At 63.4% G+C, this 20,067-nt stretch carries 20 protein-coding genes; 9 read left to right on the top strand and 11 right to left on the bottom strand.

Annotated features, from left to right (window positions below):
• Positions 1 to 19: 19 nt before the first annotated feature.
• The 5 genes from FFS35_RS16465 to FFS35_RS16485 are packed head-to-tail and all read right to left on the bottom strand — an operon-like array spanning position 20 to position 3,384.
• Positions 20 to 1,342, bottom strand: coding sequence for a TraB/VirB10 family protein (locus FFS35_RS16465; protein WP_007406327.1), 1,323 nt, complete (start codon positions 1,340 to 1,342; stop codon positions 20 to 22).
• Positions 1,339 to 2,151 (bottom strand): type-F conjugative transfer system secretin TraK, encoded by an 813-nt coding sequence (locus FFS35_RS16470; RefSeq protein ID WP_137787997.1) that lies wholly within the window; start codon positions 2,149 to 2,151, stop codon positions 1,339 to 1,341. The genes FFS35_RS16465 and FFS35_RS16470 overlap by 4 nt, the downstream gene beginning before the upstream one ends.
• Entirely contained in the window at positions 2,148 to 2,735 is a 588-nt protein-coding gene (locus FFS35_RS16475) for a type IV conjugative transfer system protein TraE (protein WP_064312054.1), read from the bottom strand. The genes FFS35_RS16470 and FFS35_RS16475 overlap by 4 nt, the downstream gene beginning before the upstream one ends.
• Complete coding sequence (gene traL / locus FFS35_RS16480; protein WP_007406330.1) at positions 2,736 to 3,020, bottom strand: type IV conjugative transfer system protein TraL; 285 nt, start codon at positions 3,018 to 3,020, stop codon at positions 2,736 to 2,738.
• Between the two features lie 40 nt (positions 3,021 to 3,060).
• Entirely contained in the window at positions 3,061 to 3,384 is a 324-nt protein-coding gene (locus tag FFS35_RS16485) for a hypothetical protein (RefSeq protein ID WP_007406353.1), read from the bottom strand.
• A gap of 325 nt (positions 3,385 to 3,709) precedes the next feature.
• On the opposite strand from FFS35_RS16485, the gene FFS35_RS16490 reads away from it, so the two are divergent.
• From FFS35_RS16490 to FFS35_RS16510, 5 genes are all read left to right on the top strand, one after another.
• Complete coding sequence (locus tag FFS35_RS16490; protein WP_137787998.1) at positions 3,710 to 4,147, top strand: hypothetical protein; 438 nt, start codon at positions 3,710 to 3,712, stop codon at positions 4,145 to 4,147.
• The gene (locus tag FFS35_RS16495) at positions 4,140 to 4,595 is read left to right on the top strand and encodes a helix-turn-helix transcriptional regulator (protein WP_066282733.1); all 456 of its coding nucleotides are present in this window, start codon (positions 4,140 to 4,142) and stop codon (positions 4,593 to 4,595) included. Before FFS35_RS16490 ends, FFS35_RS16495 begins: the two co-directional genes overlap by 8 nt.
• Before the next feature lie 114 nt (positions 4,596 to 4,709).
• Positions 4,710 to 4,913, top strand: coding sequence for a hypothetical protein (locus FFS35_RS16500; protein ID WP_010409268.1), 204 nt, complete (start codon positions 4,710 to 4,712; stop codon positions 4,911 to 4,913).
• A 9-nt stretch (positions 4,914 to 4,922) separates the two neighbouring features.
• Complete coding sequence (locus tag FFS35_RS16505; protein WP_066674854.1) at positions 4,923 to 5,897, top strand: GGDEF domain-containing protein; 975 nt, start codon at positions 4,923 to 4,925, stop codon at positions 5,895 to 5,897.
• A 133-nt stretch (positions 5,898 to 6,030) separates the two neighbouring features.
• A complete protein-coding gene (locus FFS35_RS16510) occupies positions 6,031 to 7,434 on the top strand; it encodes a hypothetical protein (protein ID WP_137787999.1) in 1,404 nt (467 codons plus the stop codon).
• Between the two features lie 14 nt (positions 7,435 to 7,448).
• On the opposite strand, the gene FFS35_RS16515 is transcribed toward FFS35_RS16510, so the two are convergent.
• Genes FFS35_RS16515 through FFS35_RS16530 form a run of 4 tightly spaced genes read right to left on the bottom strand, consistent with a single transcriptional unit; the run spans position 7,449 to position 10,351 of the window.
• Positions 7,449 to 7,964 (bottom strand): SEL1-like repeat protein, encoded by a 516-nt coding sequence (locus tag FFS35_RS16515; RefSeq protein ID WP_171007656.1) that lies wholly within the window; start codon positions 7,962 to 7,964, stop codon positions 7,449 to 7,451.
• 43 nt (positions 7,965 to 8,007) lie between these two features.
• Positions 8,008 to 8,745, bottom strand: a complete 738-nt coding sequence (locus FFS35_RS16520; protein ID WP_137788000.1) for an ATP-binding cassette domain-containing protein — start codon at positions 8,743 to 8,745, stop codon at positions 8,008 to 8,010.
• Positions 8,742 to 9,725, bottom strand: a complete 984-nt coding sequence (locus tag FFS35_RS16525; protein ID WP_137788001.1) for a hypothetical protein — start codon at positions 9,723 to 9,725, stop codon at positions 8,742 to 8,744. Before FFS35_RS16525 ends, FFS35_RS16520 begins: the two co-directional genes overlap by 4 nt.
• On the bottom strand, positions 9,722 to 10,351 hold the full coding sequence (locus FFS35_RS16530) for a recombinase family protein (protein WP_137788002.1): 630 nt from the start codon (positions 10,349 to 10,351) through the stop codon (positions 9,722 to 9,724). Before FFS35_RS16530 ends, FFS35_RS16525 begins: the two co-directional genes overlap by 4 nt.
• Positions 10,352 to 10,480: 129 nt before the next feature.
• On the opposite strand from FFS35_RS16530, the gene FFS35_RS16535 reads away from it, so the two are divergent.
• Positions 10,481 to 13,450, top strand: coding sequence for a Tn3 family transposase (locus FFS35_RS16535; RefSeq protein WP_137788003.1), 2,970 nt, complete (start codon positions 10,481 to 10,483; stop codon positions 13,448 to 13,450).
• 817 nt (positions 13,451 to 14,267) lie between these two features.
• Here the strand turns inward: FFS35_RS16535 and FFS35_RS16540 are convergent.
• A complete protein-coding gene (locus FFS35_RS16540; protein ID WP_137788004.1) occupies positions 14,268 to 15,236 on the bottom strand; it encodes a magnesium and cobalt transport protein CorA in 969 nt (322 codons plus the stop codon).
• A 624-nt stretch (positions 15,237 to 15,860) separates the two neighbouring features.
• Entirely contained in the window at positions 15,861 to 17,099 is a 1,239-nt protein-coding gene (locus FFS35_RS16545) for an outer membrane beta-barrel protein (RefSeq protein WP_137788005.1), read from the bottom strand.
• 332 nt (positions 17,100 to 17,431) lie between these two features.
• On the opposite strand from FFS35_RS16545, the gene kdpF reads away from it, so the two are divergent.
• The 3 genes from kdpF (at position 17,432) to kdpC (ending at position 20,055) form a co-directional block, all read left to right on the top strand.
• Entirely contained in the window at positions 17,432 to 17,527 is a 96-nt protein-coding gene (gene kdpF, locus FFS35_RS16550) for a K(+)-transporting ATPase subunit F (protein WP_137788006.1), read from the top strand.
• 133 nt (positions 17,528 to 17,660) lie between these two features.
• Positions 17,661 to 19,364 carry a potassium-transporting ATPase subunit KdpA gene (gene kdpA / locus FFS35_RS16555; RefSeq protein WP_137788007.1) on the top strand — a complete coding sequence of 568 codons (1,704 nt, stop codon included), beginning with the start codon at positions 17,661 to 17,663 and terminating at the stop codon, positions 19,362 to 19,364.
• Between the two features lie 10 nt (positions 19,365 to 19,374).
• Complete coding sequence (gene kdpC / locus FFS35_RS16560) at positions 19,375 to 20,055, top strand: potassium-transporting ATPase subunit KdpC (RefSeq protein ID WP_137788008.1); 681 nt, start codon at positions 19,375 to 19,377, stop codon at positions 20,053 to 20,055.
• Positions 20,056 to 20,067 lie beyond the last annotated feature (12 nt).

A 20,067-nucleotide genomic window follows, 5' to 3' on the forward strand; every position in this document is an offset into this window, starting at 1 on the left:
TGACCGCCTCCTTCCGGGCTCAGTTCTGGATGAAGACGCCTTCGAGGAAGACGATCTCGACATCGATGCCGGTCGGCATCTCGATGATGGGCTGGTACTGTTCGGCGCGCTCGATCAGGTATTTGGAAACTGTTCGACCGCTCTCGTCGGCGCCGCCGCCCAAAGCGCGCAAACCGACGTTGCCGATGCTCGGGGTGCGATTGATCCCTCCTTTGCCGTCTGTCTCGAAGGTTGCGAGTGGCTGGTTGAAGGCAGTGTTCAGCGCATTGCCTGCACCACCTACAAGCCCGGCAAAGAAAGCTTGCATCGCCAAGGAGCCCTCGCGACTGACGACACGGCCGCGCACGCCGGTCTTGCCGGCGAAGCTGATGAAGCCCTTCACGTCCGACACCGCGAACCGGCCATTGGCCTGCGGACAGGTCATCCGCTGCAGCTTCACATAGACCTTCTCGGAAGAGAGATCGCCGCGCGCCGCGCCGTTGATGACGCAGCCTTCGATCCGCGTCGTGAGCAGCTTGCCGTTCTGGTAGACCGAGCGCGCCGGGCCGGTGATGCGCAGGATCACCGGCAGCGGATCGGTCTGCGACTGCACCCCCGCCGAGGCGTCGACGCCGACGATGACCTTCGCCTTCGCGATCGAGTTGGGCGGCAGGTAATTGGGGCTGTCGGTGTAGCTGGTCGTGCCACCCGAGATCCGAGTCGCGGTGCCCGAGGGGCCGCCCTCGAACGACACCAGCTTGATCGAGCGCGACTGCGACACCGCAGCCGCTGCCGCCTCGCCCGCCGTCATCGGCGCGCCGGGAGTGCGGTAATTGGGCTGGCCGGGGCCATACATCTGCGTCGGAGCCGGCGCGGCCGGCGCGGCGTTACGCTGCGCGATCTGCTGGCGAAGCTGGTCGTTCTCCTGCTGATAGGCGCTCATGACCCGCTGGCCATCGCTCGCCATCGACTGCTTCTCGCCCTGGAGCGCGGCGATCTGCGCCTGCAACTGCTCCATCTGCGCGCGCTGGCCGTCGACGCCCTTCAGCTGATTGTTGATCGACTGCATCTGCGCTTCGGATGCGGCCTGCCATTCACGCTGCGACATGTTCCGGTTGACCATGTCGTCGGTGGTGATCTTCACCTCCTTCCCGTCGGTGCCGACCGGCTTCAGCTTGGCATCGTCGCCCATGACGTACCAGGAGCCCAGCACCAGCGCGACGGCGCCACCACAGCCGAGGTAGAGCAGCTGCTTCTTGCGGACGGCATCGTTGCCGGCCATCAGCTCGCTGTCCCCGCCCTCCTCCGGCTCGGTATCGAGCTGCTTGGCACGGTTACGCTGGAAGATGTCCTTGAGGCTCATGGCCGCACTCCGTTGGCGAGGCCCGAAGGCCTGACGATATAGGCGGTGGTGGCTTCACCGGGCTTGAGGTTGGGGTTGGCGACCGAGACCGCGATCGCGTTCGACGGTGCGATCGTTCCCTCGCCCAGCGCGACCGGAACCTTGCCCCGGTTCTCGATCCTGAGCGTGCGGCCTGCGAGGCTGGCGCCGCGATACTCGGCGACCATCTGGACCTTGAGCGAGCCAATCATCACCGGGTCGGTGACCGCGGGCCTGACCTCGAACCCTTCGAGCGGCGCGGACTGGAACATCGCCTGGACCAGCGTGGCGGACGCCTCCTGCGGCGATGCCGCGACGGCCGCGACCTGCGTTTCCGCGGCGCCACCGATATCCTTATTCTCGACGAACACCTGCTGCGCGTCGTCACCGGCGAGGCGGCACGAGAATTTGTAGACATAGCCCTTCGACGTGGTGCCGAAGAACGACACGTTCGGCCGAGAATAGGCTTCCGGGACCGACACATAGATGTCGCCCCGGGTCGGTTCGTTGACCACGGTGAAATCGTCGGTATCGACCCCGGTGGTCAGCTTCGAGACGCTGGCGAAGCGATCGTCCTTGAGGCTGACGCGGGTCAGCCCCGACTTCGACATCGTGCAGGCGACCTCGCTGTTGTCCTTCGCCAGCACATGCTCGTCGGCAAAGGCTGGCGCGGCGAGCACCATTCCGCCCGCGACGATCATCCCTGCCCCGATCAGGCGCGATAGCGAACACAGGCGCGATGCGAAGGCGGTCCCGCCCCCGATCAGCCCGACTGCGACCCAGGCGGTCATGCGTCGTCTCCGATGGTTGCCGCGGCGTCCTTGTCGGCCTTGGTGACCATCCCGAAGCCCTTGAGCTGGAGAGTCAGGCCGCGATACGCCCAGTAGAAGCGGAACGTCTTCGGCTCGGCGGTGACCGACTTCGAGCCGACGACGGTGTGCAGCGTGCCGGTCACTTCCGAGGTCAGTTTCTCGGTGTCGACCTTCATGCCGGCGAGCGTGAAATACTGGCTGATGCTCGATCCGCGCTGCTCGTTGAGGATCTTCATCAGGTCGCGCTTGAGCGAACCATGTGCTTCCGGCGTGGCGATCGCCAGGATCGAGTCCATCCAGTATTCGAGATTTTCGGGCGAGCGGTTGAGCGTCATCAGCGCGGTGTCGCGCGTGACCATCTCCAGATACTGCTCGCTGACCCCGCTCGACGAGAGCGTCAACGGGGAGCGGACGATCGGCTGCAGGACGATCTCCCGGTCACGGGTCGCGCCGACCAGGAACAGCAGCACCACGAGGCCCGCGAGGACCAGCGCGACGATGCCGAGCATGTTGCGCTGCTTGAGGACGCGCTGCGACTGCGCGAGACCGACAGAATAATCCATTTAGCCCACCATCACGCGAAGGTGGGAGGGCGGTGTCGCCTTCAGCCCGGTAAAACTCGACGGCAGGTGCCAGTAGGCCATGTGGAGAATCCACGACGTGGCCTTGCCGGCTTTGAGTTTCCGAAAACCCCACCAGCCGAGCAACGAGACCATCAGTCCGATCACGACGTGCTGCGACAGGATCCCCCAGATGAAGGGGATCGCCATCGCGAGGAACTCGTCCAGCGTCCAGAAGCCGATCAGCTCCGGGTCGTCGAGATGCGAAGGGATGGTGTACCGGTCCATAAGCTAAGCCGCCCTCCCAGCGGTTGATCCAGCCGACGCCTCAGATCGTCGCGGTGACGGTCGAGGTGACGATCGGGATACCCGTGCCCGCGCCGACGCCGACGGCGACGGGAACGGCCACCTGGCCCAGGCTGAAGCGGCCCGACGCCAGCGCGACGATGCCGCCCGCGAGGCTCATGACGGTGATGATCTTGCCGCCCGAGCCCTCGAGGAAGTCCGTGAACTTCGTCAGCGCGGTATTGAACGTCGTGTCGGCGCCGGCGAACGCCGCCGACGCGCCCAGGACCATCACCATCGCGATGATCGCCAGACCGAGAAGGACACCATTGATCTGGCCACCCTTCGGCATTGAAAGTGCAGACATGCTCTTTCCCCTTGGAAGACGAAGCACAAGCGCGTCGTCTCCCTAAGGATTTCGCAAGTATTGACCCTCGACAAGACGGAAAAAAATTACCGTATCGACTTTGACTGCGGGAAAGCCCGACTACGCATTTCGGCCAAAAAACTGACGCGATGGGTCTGCAGACAAACATAGAGCAGGTAATTTTTTTACCACCTGCGGAATTTTTTTACCGCCTTCGTTGCGAAACTGGAATGACCACCCCCGGTCGTGCGGCAATGATTGATTGCTCGAGAAACTATCAATCCAGATGGTATGCGCTCGCCCGCACTCGGGTTATCCGTTCCCCATGTCGAATGTGATCTACGCCTTCCGGGTCAGCGATGAGCTGTTCCGTCTCACAACAGAAGCGATCAGAACCCGGTCGCTGGCAACGCGACGGTTTGAGACCGTTTCCTCTACCGCCCTGTATGGACTGGAGAAATTCTTGGATATGCCGGATTTCGAGCTGATGCTCGAACGCGCCTCGACGATCGAGGACAATGGTGAAAACCGGGTCGGTTTCCGCATTCAGATCGATCAGAAGGCGCTTTTCCAGGCCGCGCGGGACAGGGCCACTACCGACCCCACCACCCCTGCCACAGCGCGTTTCCTGCTCACCGTGTCGATGCTGTGCGTCTTCGATTGTGCGATTCGTCGAGAAGTTCCGACTAACGCTAAAAAAATATTGACAGCCTCTCGGGCTATAACCGTATATAGCGCCCAGAAGGGGGGTCGTCATGACTGACCAGAGGAATGCAGCAAGCCGACAGACCGAGACAGACTTCTACTATCCGCTTATCATCGAGCAGTGGAATCGCCGTGGCGTAACCAATGTCGAAATGGCCCGGAGACTCGGGAAAAGCGTCAGTCTCATCGGAAAGGTCAAATCCGGTCGCGCCAGCTTTACGGCCGCGATGCAGATAAGGGTCATGGAGATCCTGGAGATCGACCGGCAACGTGCGTTTCTTGCCGCAGTCTGGATGAAGACGCCCCTCGCCTATTTCGATGACAGCTTCGACAAGATCTACCTCGTCACGTGCCGCTTCGTCGAAGCTTCCTGCCCCCAGTTACTGTCGCTCGCCGAGCAGGTGAAAGGCGATGGGCTTGCTCCCGAAGCGATCGAGCGGGTTTTGCAATCCATCCTGATGAACATGCTCAATTCGGTTCCCCCGCCCCGGACCGGAGCAAACTGAACCAATTCCGGTGGTGAACTCCGTTCCCATCAAACGAGCTTTGGAGAGTGACACCTGTTTCGCTTAGAGGGCGATATGGACTCTCAGCCGAAACCCGCGCGGTCGACCCTATCGATGCGCCGCAAAAAAGAACGCGAGGATGCTGCGGGTTACAAGCGGTCCACCTACGCGCTCTCCCCTGCATCGCTGCGAGTCGCGGACGAGATCCAGCGTCGCTATCAACTTGGCTCCCGCGAGGCCGCTATCAACGCACTTCTCGAACTCATCGACCGCGATCTGTTCCTGTGGCACGACATCCTTGTGTCGGAACGGCGATAGAGGCTTCTGATGGATCTGCGCACCAGTCCGCCAGCCGACGAATCGGGTCATGCCATTGTCGATTTTCTCGACGAGCATCGACTGCCGCACAGCCCCGAGAATTACGGCTTCGCTCACACCTATTTCGAAGGTGCTGACGAGGCCCATTTCATGGCCGTCGCCAATCTGATCGACGGCGGTTATCGCCTCCGACAGGAAGACGTGCGAGCAATTTCGGCACCAGCGGATCTCCATGGCACCGCGACGACGATCGGTGAGCTTTCCACGGAGGTCATGCACATCATCGGGGCAACCGCCCAGGAAGCCAATGCCTTCGTCAAATCGCTCACGCTCACCGCGGCCGAACTGGTCTCGACAGACGGCAACATTCACAGCGCGGTCGCTCGGATGACTGCCCAGGCCGAGCGCGCCGAAGAGCGGTTGAAGCAGCTGAGCCTTCAGACGGCGCTAGTCCGCGAGCGCCTACGCTCGCTGGGCGTCGATACCGACATCGATCCTGCTACCTCGCTCCTCAACCGCATCGCGATCGACTCGGTGCTCACCGCCGCACTCGGGCGGGAAGGCCCTACCCTTCTTGCGCTGGTTGCGCTCGATCAGGTCACCTCGATCGGGGCGGCTCATGGGATCGGCGTCGTCGAGCGGGTCCTGCGCGCGCTGGGCCAGACATTGCGGGATCATTGCATGCCGCACCGGGTCGGCCGCTGGGAGGCAAAGCGGATCGCCATCGTGTTCGACAACTGCGACCCCGAAGCCGCCCGCGATATGCTGAACGCAGCCCGCAAGGCATTCTCGAGGCGAAAGCTGCAGCGCGTCGAGAATGAGACGCCGATCGGCGAGGTGACATGCTCGGCGGGTCTCGTACTCGCCCCCAACGCTGTCTCCGAGGATCTGATTGCAGACGCAGCCGATGCGCTGGCACGGGCTTCGAATGGCTTGGGCAACCGGGTTATTCTTGAGCAGCCAGCTGCGCGCCCATTCCCGTGATACGCCGCACGCGTCGGCACCGCAGCTATCGCGCGGGAAAATGCCTGTAAAAGGGCACCGGTGAGAGGATGGTCGAAAACGTACGCTAAGCGGTGATGCTTGCGCGCCATGCAATCCGAGGTAGCCTGACGCGATGTTGATCGCGCGTCTCCGCACCATCTCTGTCTTTGCCGCGACTGCGTTGCTTTCGACCGGGTGTGGCAATGCCGCGCCCGTTGACAGCCTCGCCGTTCGGGCAGTTGCAGCAGCAAAGTCGATGCCGGCGGGTCGGGAGCGCGACGTGACGCTACGGGAGGTGTCGCGCAATCTTCGCCATGCCGATCGCGACCAGGCCATCGAGGCAGCCTCTGGCATGTCCGAGGATTACGAGCTGCGGACGTTCGGCCCCGGTCCGGACAAGCTGACGCGTCAGATTGTGGCGCAACAGGATGAGCAGCGAAGCGAGGACCGCGCTTGCGAGCGTTTCGTCGAACGGCTCCGCCCGGGCGGCGCGAGCGCCGCAGATGACAGGCGTATCCGCGACTGCTTCTCCATGGACGCTCCGCCCGGCATCGTTCCGCCACCTATCCCGCCATTCCGGCTGATACTGCTGGCCGCAGATGCGCTGCCCGCTGGGCCGACCAAGGCGTCGCTCCTCTACAGGGCAACATGGGACAGCGTTCCTGATCGGCCTGCCGGTGGGGCGGCCGAGGCTGTGCGGCGCTTGCGGGCATTGATTCCGCTGCTCGCCGGCGAAACCCGCCGGGAGGCGATGACGTGGCTGGATACGACTTCGGTCGATCTGATCGAGGGTCGCCCCGACGATGCCGTGGACCGCATCCGGCGGAGTTTTGCACGACGCCAAGCCACGGGTGACGCGCCATTGCCCGAACCCGGCCAGCAGGCGCAGGGACTGATCGCCGATTTTCTGCACGCCCGCGACCTCGATCGTGCCCTGACGGTGACTAACCTGCTGTCTCCCTCGGACGACTGCGCCGCAGTGGACGACGGACTGACCGGTGTCCTGGAATGGGTATTGCCCTCGCAGGACAGCACCGTCGTGGCAGCCTATATGACGCGCCTGACCACGTCGGGCATCCTTGCGCGCTTATGCCCGAAGGGATTGAGCAGCGAGATCGCCGCGGAAGCCTGGTTGAACGCCGGCAACGATGACAAGGCGCTGGAGGCCGCAAGCCGGTTGGGCGATCCGCTGGTGCTCGGGAAGACACGTTTGGCGGTTATCCAGCGCCGTATGACGACAGGCGATGCCAGCGGTGCCGGATCATTGCTTCGCATGATGGCCGACGCACCGCCTCCGCTCGATCGGGGCGATCCGTTCGAGCAGGTCCGGGCGGCAAGGCAACGGATACAGCTCATCCATCTGCTGACAAAGGCCGGTAACATCGAGGACGCGGAGCGGCTCGCCTCCGCTTACGCCGGTCCCGGATGGCGGGCCTTTGCCTGGTCGGTGATCGTCGGAACGAAGGGGCGCGACCGCGCCGGTCCGAACTGGGCTGGTCCTTCGCTCGATCTTCAGGACGTCCCGGCGGACCACTGAACGGCGCATCCGCACTATGGCTTAAATCCTTGCCGTTCCGCTTCGGCGATTAGTTGCCGTCCACGTTCAGGGTCGCGTGCGATACCCCGGCCTTCGACCAGCATGTGACCGAGCCGATGCTTCGCCTCGGCGTTCCCCGGCCCGCCGTCCGTATTGGGGATCATCATGACCTGCCCCGCACCGCCGAGCCGGACGGGCGGAGAATAGATGCTGGTGAACGTGGGGCGGTCCTGCGCTGCCTTCTCATAGAGTGTGGCGGCACGGCTATCGTCGCGCACCACGCTGCTACCCGTTTCCAGGGCGCGGGCGAGTTCGACCATCGCCGTCCGATCGCCCTGATCGGCCCGGCATTGCAGGTGCGGCAGCCGCACCGCCTCATCGGCATAGGTGTAGCGGATGCGGGTCACGCCCGCTGCGTCGGTGATCGGTACGGCACCGACGCCGCGAAGGCCGACGCAACTCGGCGGAGAAGAGGGTGTAGCACAGCCTGCGATGACCATCAGGAGAGGCAACACGGTCCACGTCCTCATTGCACTTCCCGAGGTCATCGCAGAATCCCTTTCTGAGCGTACGCTAAACGTTGGGCGTAGCTGATCCGGATCGCAGGCGGTCGATCGTCTGCCGCTCGAACGTTTGCGGATTCTGGGCAGCGATCCGCAACATGCCTTCGTCCAGCGCCAGTGCGACCTTGCCATCGGCGAGCATGAGACCGGCGTCGCATGCCGATGCCAGCGTGCCGAGGTCGTGGAGGGCAGTGATAAGCGCCAAGCCGCCATCGACCCTATCGCGCAGAACCTCGCGCAGGTCGAAGATCGCGACAGGATCGAGCCAGTTGAACGGCTCGTCAAGGATCACGAGGGAGTGGCCACCCGCGAACGCCGCAGCAATGGCGATCCGCTGTCGCATGCCTGCGGAGCAGTCGCCGATCCAGCGGTCGAGCAGCGGCGCCAGGCCCAGCGCTTCATGCAGCTTTCCCAGGCGGGAGCGAACATCATCGATGTTCCCGCCGACGAGTTCGAGAACGTCGCGTCCCCGCAAGGCATCCGGCAGTTTGTCGGCCGGAGGAGAGAAGCCGAAACGCAGCGCGCGAGCGGCACGATCCTCGATCAGTTCTTCGCCACCGATCCGGCATGATCCACCGGCGAAGGGCAGCCGGCCGGCAAGCGCCCTGAGCAGGCTGGTCTTGCCCGATCCGTTGGCGCCGCTGAGGCCGAACCACGATCCGGGTGCGACGGTCAAATCGACGTCGTGGACGACGCGCTCCCCGCTCCGCTCGACGGTTGTGCCTGTTAGATCGACGGCGGGGTTCATACCAGCAGCCACGTCTTCGTCCGCCCCCGGCGATGTAGTTGCCAGAACATGGCAAGCGTGATGACAGGCAGGGCCACCGGCATCGAATAGGCGACCAGCATGAGCAATCCTGTGAGGATGGAGACGAGGAAGTCGGCGAACCGCTTGGTATGCAGCCGATAGGCGAGGACGCGCAGCGCCAAGAGCAACAGCGTGGCGACACAGGCGGCAGCGGCGATCCCGGCCGCAACCGGCCCCAGCATGATCCAGCATCCCGGCACCGACACGGCAAGGAAGGTCGCGATCCCCTTGCCATGGTGAACGAAAATGCGTCGCGATCCGTGTCCGGCGATCGTCATGAAGCGGACGATGGCGTCATCGGCGCTGGTGAGGATCAGCGCGAGCAGGACCGTGCCGATCCCGACCACCGCCATCAGGGCATTCGTGCCCAGCGTGCGGGCCGGCAACAGCAGCACGAGCAGGACCGTCGCAGCCGCTACCCCGGCGATCGGGCGATGCGACCATGCCCGGAGCGTCCATCCCGGTCGCGCCGTGCCAGCGAGCCGCTTCGGCATCCTGACGCCACCCGTCAGTCCGGCGATCAACACCCCGGCAAGATAGGCGGGCACGCTGATGACCAGCAGCGAAGGGCGCACGATCAGGGTCGCCACGGTCAGCAGCGCCAATCCGATGCCATGCCATGCCGTCCTGTAGCGCAGGCGGGTGTGCGGGTGCAGGGCATCGGCCGCGAGCAACCCGTCGAAGGCATGGAAGGCGAGGCGCGCCCTGACAAGGCGTCCCGCCCCGATGCCGATCAGCGTGCCCGCACCGAGCGCCGTCCACGCTGCAACCCTCCACGGGCGATCGGTGAACCACGCATGGGCGACGGCCAGTACGACCAGTAACATGAATGCGGCGATCGCCCGGTCATGCCAGCCCGCGAACGTCGCCCGGATCGTGTTCGAGGCGATCAGCCGATCCTGACGGAACAGGCGGTTCATTTCGCCTTGCGCCGGTCGAGTAGTCGCTGCCCGTCATTGCGCAGCTCGCCCTTCGGCCCGACAAAGCGGTAAAGCGTCTGCCGAGTGATGCCGAGTTCGGCGCACAGCTCGGCGACCTTGGTTTCGGGCTTACCCATCGCGGCCTGGGCGAGGCGCAGCTTGGCCGGCGTCATCTTGAACGGGCGGCCGCCGCTTCGTCCACGGGCACGCGCCGCAGCGAGACCGGCCTTGGTCCGCTCGACGATCAGCTCGCGCTCGAACTCGGCGAGGCCGGCGAAGATCGCGAAGATCAGCCGACCGTTGGCGGTGGTGGTGTCGATCGACGCGCCTTCGCCCGCCAGCACCTTGAGGCCGATCTGCCGCTTCGTCAGCTCCCCGACCAGATTGACGAGATGGCGCAAGTCGCGCCCTAATCGGTCGAGCTTCCACACAACCAGCGTGTCGCCGCGCCGCAGCGCCTTGAGGCAGGCATCAAGTCCAGGCCGCGTGTCGCGCCGGCCCGATGCCGCATCCTCATAGATATGGTCGGGATCGACGCCGGCCGCGACCAGCGCGTCGCGCTGGAGGTCGTGGACCTGACTGCCGTCCGCCTTGGACACCCGTGCGTAGCCGATCTGGGTCGTCACATATACGTCCGTTCGCGTGACAGAGCGGGAGCGCTCCTCCAACAATCCTCATTCTGTCACATAACCCGTCTTCTGGTCTATGCTCCATGAACAGGTCCGCTTTCCTGTTTCGTGACGAACAGGACACCGATGCCGACCAAGACCATTTTGTCGCCCGCGCAGCGCACTGCCATCTTCGATCCGCCCGCTGATCGCGCGACGATTGAACGGCTCTACACGCTCGGTCCCGACGATCTGGCGCAGGTGGCGCGACGTCGGCGCGGGGCCAACCGGATCGGCTACGCGGTACAGCTTTGCTACCTGCGTCATCCCGGCCGCGGGCTGCTAATGGGTGAGGCGGTGCCCGACGCAATACTCAAGGTGCTCGCCGAGCAGATCGGGTGCGCGGCCGACGACTTTACCGGCTATGCCATGCGCTCCCCGACGCTGCGCGAACACCGTGCCGAAATCGAAGCCCTGCTCGGTCTGCGTGCCTTTGCGCGGGTGGATGTACGGGCGATGCTGACGCTGGGATCGGAGATTGCCGCTTCGACCGATAGAGGCGAGACGATCGTCGTCGGCATGGTCGATCGGCTGCGGGCAGACCAGATCGTGCTACCGGCGGCATCGACGCTGGAACGGCTCGCGCTCATCGTGCGGACACGCGCGCGCAAAGCCGCCCATGCCAACCTGATCCGCGACTGTTCGGCCGAGCAGGAAGCCGCGCTCGAACATCTGATCGCAACCGACGACCACGGCCGCACCCGGCTCGGGTGGATACGCGAATGGCCCGAAGCCCCTTCGGCCGCCAACCTGAAAGGGATTATCGAACGGCTTGACGCTGTGCGCGGCATCGGGATCGCAGCGGATAGGGCACGCCGCATTCATGCCGCCCGCTATGCTGTCATCACACGGACCGCCGGCATCGTCACAGCGCAGCACCTCCGGCGTCTCGAACGTCCGCGCCGGCTCGCGATGCTCATCGCTGCCATGATCGAGATGGAAGCGGCGCTGACCGACGCCGCGCTGGTCATGGTCGAGAAGATGGTCGGCGCGCTGTTCCGCCGTGCCGACCGCACCCGGTCCGATCGGCTGCTCGGCCAGGCACGAATGCTGAAGGACACTGCACGCTTCCATGCCCGGCTTGGTCGTCTGCTGCTCGATGCCCGCGCGAGCGGGCGCGATGCCTTCCGCACGATCGACGCGAAGATGGGTTGGGATCAGCTCGAACGCAGTATCCGCTTCGCCGAGGATTTGACGCGCTCGGCCGACGACGGGCTGGAGGAGGTGGTCGAACGCTATCCCGCCGTGCGGCGGTTCGCCCCGACATTTCTCGCCGCCTTCACCTTCCGCACCGCGCGGTCGGGCGATCCGCTGCTCGGCGCGATCGAGGTGCTGCGCACGATGTACCGCGACGGCCGATCGGTCCTGCCGAAGCGGGTGCCAACCAGCTTCATCAAACCCCGCTGGCGCAAGGTCGTGCTTCCGGCGGAGGGTACGATCGACCGGCGCGCCTATGAGATTGCGGTTATCGTCCACCTGCGCGAACGGGTCGGGTCGGGTAGCATCTGGGTGGACGGCAGCCGCGCCTATCGCACGCTCGACGACTATCAGCTGCCCGTGCCAGCCTTTGAGGCCATGCGCGCGACCGGCAATCTGCGTCTGGCCGTGCCGATCGACTTTCCCGAATGGTATGGGGAACGCCGCACTCTGTTGGCCCGCCGCATGACCGAGGTGGAGCGCGCAGCCGCAGCCGGCGAGTTGGTCGACGTGACGATCGAGCGCGGGCAGCTGCTCATCTCGCCGGTCCGGCGCTTCCCATCCGACGATGCCGAGGCGCTGAAGGCACGGCTTTACGCGATGCTGCCACGCGTCCGCATCACCGACCTGCTGGTCGAGGTCGCGGCATGGTCGGGCTTCGCCGACCGTTTCGTCCACGCGCGCAGCGGCGCCCCCGCCTCCGACCAGTCGGCGCTGATGGGTGCGATCCTTGCCGATGCCACCAATCTCGGGCTGGGGCGCATGGCGGAAAGCTCGCGCGGGCTGACGTTGCCGCGCCTGCGCTGGACCGCCGAATGGCATGTGCGTGACGAAACCTACCTGTCAGCGCTGGCGGCGATCGTCGACTGCCACACCGCGCATCCGCTCGCGGCGGTCTGGGGACCGGGCGATACATCGTCGTCGGACGGCCAGTTTTTCCGCGCTGGCGGTCAGGGCGAAGCCCGCGCCGACCGCAACGCCCGCTACGGCACCGAACCCGGCGTGCTGTTCTACACTCACGTCACCGACCGCTTCACGCCGTTTCACACCAAGGTCATCGCCGCCAATGCCGGTGAAGCCGCGCACGTCCTCGACGGTCTGCTCGACCATGAGAGCGATCTGGTGATCCGCGAACATGCGACCGATACCGCCGGCGCGGTCGACCACGTCTTCGGTCTGTGTCACCTGCTCGGCTTCCGCTTCGCACCCCGCATCCGCGACCTCAACGAGCGCCGGTTATACGGCCTGTCGCCGCTTGACCCATGGCCGACGCTGCGCCCGCTCGTCGCCGGCCCGGTCAACATCCGCGCGATCGGGGAGAACTGGGACGAGACGCTGCGCCTTGCCGCGTCGATCCGCGCCGGCACCGTCAGCGCCTCGGTCATGCTGCGCAAGCTGGCGGGTTTTCCGCGTCAAAACCCGGTCGCCCGTGCGCTGCGTGAAATCGGGCGGGTAGAGCGCACCCTGTTCATGCTCGACTGGTTCGACGATCCTGAGCAGCGGCGCCGCACCGGCAGCATTCTCAACAAGGGCGAGGCCCGCAACGCGCTCGCCCGCGCCATCTTCTTCAATCGGCTCGGCGAGCTGCGCGACCGCACCTTCGAGAACCAGCGCCATCGCGCCTCAGGCCTGACGCTCGTCACCGCGGCTGTGACGCTCTGGAACACCGTCTATCTCGACCGCGCCGTCCGGCATCTGCGCGGTAGCGGCGTCGACGTGCCCGACGAACTGCTCGCCCATATCGCCCCGCTAGGCTGGGAGCATATCAGTCTTACCGGCGACTATCTGTGGGGTGACATCGACAAGCCCCGCGAGCGGTTCAGGCCGCTCCGCCTCCACCAGCAAGGTCGGGACGCTTAGCGTACGTTTTTGACTATCCTCTCACCGGTCCCCAACAACTATCGGCTCTCGACCAAGCAGGCGGTCGTCAGGTGCGCGTCCGCTACGGATACGTTGCTGATAAATGGCAATCGGTAAATCGCGGTGGCGACTCCGCTCGACTTTCCAGAAGTTCGTATGCGCTCGACCTTGGCGATCCGGGCTCCGGGAAAGCCGTGCTGTTCGGGCGCGGGCGAAGGTAATGGCTGCCGCGAGGGAGATGAACCTCTTCTTTCATGCGTCCTCCGGTGCCCTGAACCGTCCAGTGGCCGGCTTTGTCCTGTCCTACGGCAAAATACGGGCCGACTGGGTCAGGCTCCGGATCGGTTTTAGGCAACACGTAAATGCTCCTCGATCGTCAATTGCATTGGCGGAGGAGCGCACGGAGCGGTCGACAGCTTACGGCTATCAGTCCTCGAAACGGACATCCGATTCATGCGGGAGGCTGAAATATCGACGCCTGCATAAAGTTTCGAGCTTGAAGATCACTTTTTGCATATAGTCTGTGTAAAGGTCGTTTCTGCTCAGCGTCGGGCTGAAGCGCCTCGCAACTTGGCGTAACGTTCGGCCATGTCGAGTGGATCGCTTTGATCTGCGGCTCCTTTGCTAAGGCCGCGAGCTCGCGAGCGTGACGTTCGCGCGCCGCATAATAGTCAGGATCGTTTTCACACAAATGCTGGCAACGAACCAATCCCCCGCCCTTTGACCGGGCAAACTTATCCAAAGTCAGGAGAACTCATCGAGTTCACAGCCGACCCGTTTGTGACATCTGTTCACCTGCTGTAAGCTCAGCGCCGAGCTACAGCCACCCGACGCGTTTGAAGCGGGCATAGAGCAAGGTGCAGATCGCCGCGATCACCGCGAGCACGACGAAGTAGCCATATCTGGTAGTCAGTTCTGGCATATGTTCAAAGTTCATGCCGTAGATGCCCGCGATCGCGGTGGGTACCGCGAGGATCGCGGCCCATGACGCGAGCTGGCGGGTGATTGCGCCGGTACGCTGCTGCTCGAGGAGGGCGCTGAGTTCAAACACCGAAGTCAGCACCTCGCGTAGCCCGTCGACCCGCGTCTGCACCCGGCGCACATGGTCTAGCACATCGCTGAAATAGTGCTTAGCCTCCTTGTCGATGCACGGAAGGTCGAGCCGGGTCATCTTGCCCGCCACCTCGCCCATCGGACCTAGGATGCGCTGAAACTTGATCAGTTCACGCCGGAGCGTGAAGATGCGCATCACCTCGTCGCGTCCGAGGAAGCCATCCAGCGCGGTCTGCTCCATTGTCAGCACCCCGTCCTCGATCGTCTCGATCAAGGGCAGATAGCCGTCAACGATGAAGTCGAGAACCGCATGCAGCACATAGTCCACACCGTGGATTAAGAGGGTTGGTGCCGCCTCCAGCTCTGCGCGGAGGACCTTGTGGGCGCGGGCGGAGCCGTGGCGGACGCTGATGATGTGACTGTGGCCCACGAAGATCGCGGTCTCGGCATAGACGATCCTGTCGCCCTCCAGCTGCGCAGTCCGGGCGACCACAAAGAGCTGATCGCCGTAGACGTCGACCTTTGGAAGCTGATCGGCGTTGACCGCGTCCTCGACCGCCAAGGGGTGAAAACCGTAATGCTTTGCGAGAGTGGCCATCTCGTCGTCGGTCGGATCGCAGATGCCGATCCACACGAACTCGGACCGGTCGTTCGGACTGTCGATCTTCTCGTCGATCGAGACTTCGCGGACACGTTGGCCGTGGCGATATAGGTAGGCGGCGACAACGGTCATGAGCTTCTCGATTAGTAGTATACTCGGTGCGGTATCAGGCCGGGGTCGCTCGAAAATGCCGTGGACTCTTCGCGGATTCAATGGAGCGGGGGCGCTGCATGATCGCGTACGGTCTCTGCCTGCTTCAGCGCGAACGTAATCTGCCCTTCCGTCTACGTTGCCTTCTTCACTTTTAGCTCCTTGTGCCCGGAGGCTTCAAAGGGCCGGAAAATCTCGCTCCAAATGGACTAACATTCAGGGGGGATCTCAGTCCTTGCGTGAATGGGCGCCCTGTAGTTTCAGGGAAATGCCTATCAACATGAGCATGCAACCAGCCACAAGAAATCCTTCTGGGCCGTCGATTCGAAGTACAACAGCCGCCGCGGCGAACAGGGCAACGCGCGTCACCCAACGATATCCGCTCACTTTGGCGTCCTCCTCCATATATACTCAACCGGTACTTGCTCCAGCAAACGGCCGGGAGAAATCTGGCCGTTGCCGCCATGCATGTGTCAGAACAAAACTCGGTATTCGACCCGCGCTCCCACCGACACGCAAGCGGTCGTGCCGATCGGCGGATTACCGACGCCGATTGCGGGCCACCGGACCGCATGTCGTTCTGACGAAATGACAGCGTGGGTGCGTTTAGAAAAGAAAGCCTGTCTCGACCAATGCTCGCGCCTGGTCTCGACGGTCGAAGTTACGGCCAAAGCCGGCTCCCGCCGCGAGATTGCCGATACGCGTGTATGACAGCTCCCCGCGGACAAAGAAAATTCCGCTTTGGTATGTTGGAGTCGCGGTCAGCGACCAAGCGTCGCTTTTCGCCCCATAGAGCAGGTTCGTCGGAGCGCAGTTGGGGTCAGACCCGCACGTGCCGCCCGTAGTCTTGAGATACTCGCCGCGCGCGGCCAGAGACCAACGTCGGTCAAATGTGTATTTAGCGAGGACAGCCCCGCCGTAGGTGCTCGCCGACCTGTCGATTCCGAGTCGCGTATCCCGCTCCACATGGCTGTACTGGAAATAGGGTGTGAGGGTCAGCGGGCCGCTCGTGTGGCTATAAATGACATTGAAAATGCGACTGTTGTTCTGAAGCACCGGCGTCGCCGTCGACGACGTGCTGCTTCGTGACAGGCTTCCAGCTCCAATTAGCGTGACCGTATTCGACCCGTCGATCGCGTAGCTCAGGCTAGCCGAAAGCCAGTTGAACTTTCCAGAGAAATAGCCGTCGTTTAGCGACACCGCTGCGCTTACCGGACCACGGGCATAGTTGACCTGGACGCCTCGACTGATCGCAGGCTCCTGATTCCAGAGAAGGCCGCGTTCAATATTCATGTTCTGAAACGTAAATGTTGACTCAGCCCCGATCATTGTTGGGAGAAGGCCGCCGGAGATTGATAGCTCCGGCGAGATCACCGCCTTGGCATAGGCGACCGGCACTGGGCCGTAGAGCTGGTCCGTCGCCTTGGTCGCACGTAGGTAAGCCGAGCCAAGGGAGGGGAGCGAATAGGCGCCCGCTTGAACATAGAACTGCAGCGGCCCCGTCGTGCTCTGAATTTCGACCTGAGCGTTGCTGAGATCGACGAACCCATCGCGATTGCCGATGCCGCCGCTGTAGGTGGCATTGCTTTGCAGCACGCTGATCCCACTCACCTGACCTGTCACCGCGACTTCGCCGAAGGGCCCTGCGTCGATCGTGACGGGGTCGGGATTGGGCACAAGCGGACCGGCGAAGCTTGGCGTGGGAACGGGATCGGCGTTAGCTACCTGCGGGACAAAGACGGCGCTGCACGATGCGAGCAGAAGATAAGCGGCCAATCGAGTCGCCGATCCGCCGTGCCGTTCCTGGTCATCAGCTTTGTCACCATATTGTACTTGCGCAGACATGCGTGGACCTCAACCATCTTAGAATAGAGAGGAACGCTAGTCGCTGACGTGTAAGCTCTGTGTAGAATTATGAGCTCACGCATAAAAACGGCGTAGGGATGTCTCGCCAGCGCGCCGTCTTTACATCATCCTTATAGCTCCGCATAAAAACGCTGTGCTTCCCTTATATGCGCTTGATTAGACCGGAATCGAACCTCACAACTTCGGAGTCCGATGCGCATGCTCATGCCAACGCTCACAGCCTCTCCAGGGGACATCTCGCACCCAAGCGGGACCGTCACGCCGCCGTATTCCCTTGATCGGCCAACTTCGTCGGTCACGGGGGCATGCTCATGACAAGCTCGCTCATGACCGGCCTGGCTGGCCTCTGCGCCCTCGGCCTCTTCATCTACCTCTTCTACGCTCTCATAAAGCCGGAACGCTTCTGAGCGCGAAGCAGTAATCGCAACATCAAAACAGGTGCAGCTATGGGCGACCTCATATTCGTAGCGGTGACGCTCGTCTTCTTCGCAATCACAGCAGGGTTCATCGTTGCCCTGGCTCGGGTCTGAGGACGCTTACATGGGATACGACATCAACCAATTCATCGTCATCCTCGCCGTCATGGCGGGCCTGGTCTTCGTGCTCGGCAAGTGGATGACCCATCTTTTCACCGCTCCGGCTCACAATGTACTGGAACGGGGCACGTATCGGATACTCGGCGTCAACCCGGCTGAGCCGATGTCGTGGAAGCGCTACGGCGCGGTTCTGCTGCTCAGCAACGCGGCTATGATGCTGTTGGGTTATCTGATCCTGCGCGTCCAAGACTTCCTACCGGGCGACACGCTTGCACGCGCTGCCCAGACCCCGGACCTCGCCTTCAACACTGCGGCCTCGTTCACGACCAACACCAACTGGCAGGCGTATGCGGGCGAGTCGAGCCTCTCGAATCTTTCGCAGATGGCGGCAATCACCTTCCTCATGGCGATCAGCGCCGCGACCGGCATAGCGGCAGCAGGCGGCTTCATTCGCGGCCTCAGCCTCAAGAGCTCGGCGGACATCGGCAACTACTGGGTCGACTTCACCCGCGTTCTCTACCGGCTGCTGCTGCCGCTGTGCTTCGCGATGGCGCTCGTCTACGTTTGGCAAGGCATGCCGCAGACGCTCACCGCGGATGCGGTCGCAACCACCCTTGAGGGCGCACGGCAACAACTCATCCTCGGCCCCGTAGCCAGCTTCGAGACGATCAAGCATATCGGAACGAACGGTGGCGGCTTCTTCAGCATGAACGCGGCGCACCCGTTCGAGAATCCGACGCCGCTCACGAACACGCTGCACATTCTGAGCATGCTGCTCATTCCGTCGGCGCTGACCTACACCTTCGGCTCGATGATCGCGAACCGCAAGCAAGGATGGGCATTCTTCGCCGCCTTCCTCGTGATGTTCGTCGGCTTCCTGACACTGGTCTATGGATCCGAGCACAGCGGCAATCCGATGCTTGCCTCGATGGGCGTGGATCAGGCGCAGTCGGCAACGCTAGGCGGCGGCAACATGGAGGGCAAGGAAGTCCGCTTCGGCATCGCCCAGACCAGCCTCTTCGTCACGACCACCACCGCAGCGACCACCGGGTCGGTCGATTCGATGCACGCATCGCTGACTCCGCTCGGCGGCTTTGTGCCGCTCGCCCAGATGATGCTGAACAACGTGTTCGGCGGCGACGGCGTGGGCCTGATCAACCTCGTCACCTACGCGATCCTGACCGTGTTCCTCGTTGGCATGATGATCGGACGGACGCCCGAATTCCTCGGCAAAAAGATCGAGGCACGCGAGATGAAGTTCGTGATGCTGGCCGTGCTAGCGCACCCGCTGAGCATCCTTGGGTTCACCGCGCTCGCCTGCCTCACGCCGTCCACGCTTGCGAGCCTGGCGAACACGGGGCCGCACGGGTTCAGCGAGGTGCTCTACGCCTATACGTCCGGCACCGCCAACAACGGCTCAGCCTTCGCCGGCTTCAACGCCAACACGCCGTTTTTCAACACGACGATCGGCTTGGCCATGCTCATCGGGCGCTATTTCACGCTGCTGCCGATGCTGGCGGTTGCGGGCGTCCTCGCGGCCAAGGCGACGGTTCCGGCCGGACCGGGCACGCTGTCGACAGCAACGCCGCTGTTCACCGGCCTTCTCGTGTTCGTGGTGCTTGTCGTCGGCGGTCTCACCTTCCTGCCGGCGCTCGCCCTCGGCCCAATCGTAGAGCACCTGCTGATGCTCTCCGGCACGACCTTCTGAGGAACTCACCATGCGCAATGAACCATCGCTCGAAGCGGCGCATCAGCCCACGCAGTCCGCATTCAAGGGGCTTGGCCGTCCGGTACTCGTTTCTGCCGTGTTCTTCATGGCCGTGACCGGGGTTGCCTATCCGCTTGCGACCACCGGGGTTGCCAATCTGGTCTTCCCTGACCAGGCAAAAGGCAGTCTTATCGTTCGGGACGGCAAGACCATCGGCTCCCGCCAGATTGGACAGCATTTCACAAGTGCGGGGTATTTCCACCCTCGACCAAGCATGACCTCGGGGCCGGACCCGAAGGATCCCTCGAAAACGGTTGATCAGCCCTATAACGCCGGTGCGAGCGCGGCGAGCAATCAGGCCGCGATCAGCAAAAAACTACTGACAGCAGTTGCCGAGCGGGTCGCAGCCTACCGGCAGGAGAATGGTCTTGGCGCCAATGCGCCGGTCCCAGTCGATGCCGTCACCGCCTCGGCCTCCGGCCTTGATCCTCATATCTCGATCGCAAATGCCCGCATCCAGGCGGCCCGTGTCGCAAAGGCGCGCGGTGTGCCTGTCGACGCCGTGCTGAAGCTTGTCGGTCAGAGTACGAGCAGACCCCAATTCGGGCTACTCGGGGATCCGCGGGTCAACGTGCTCGAACTCAATCTCGCCCTGGATGCGGCCGCGCCGGTCCGCCCGGCTGTGCAATAATCGAGGTGTTCT

It is taken from the genome of Sphingomonas sp. 3P27F8 (assembly GCF_005502745.1).
Classification (GTDB): Bacteria; Pseudomonadota; Alphaproteobacteria; order Sphingomonadales; family Sphingomonadaceae; genus Sphingomonas.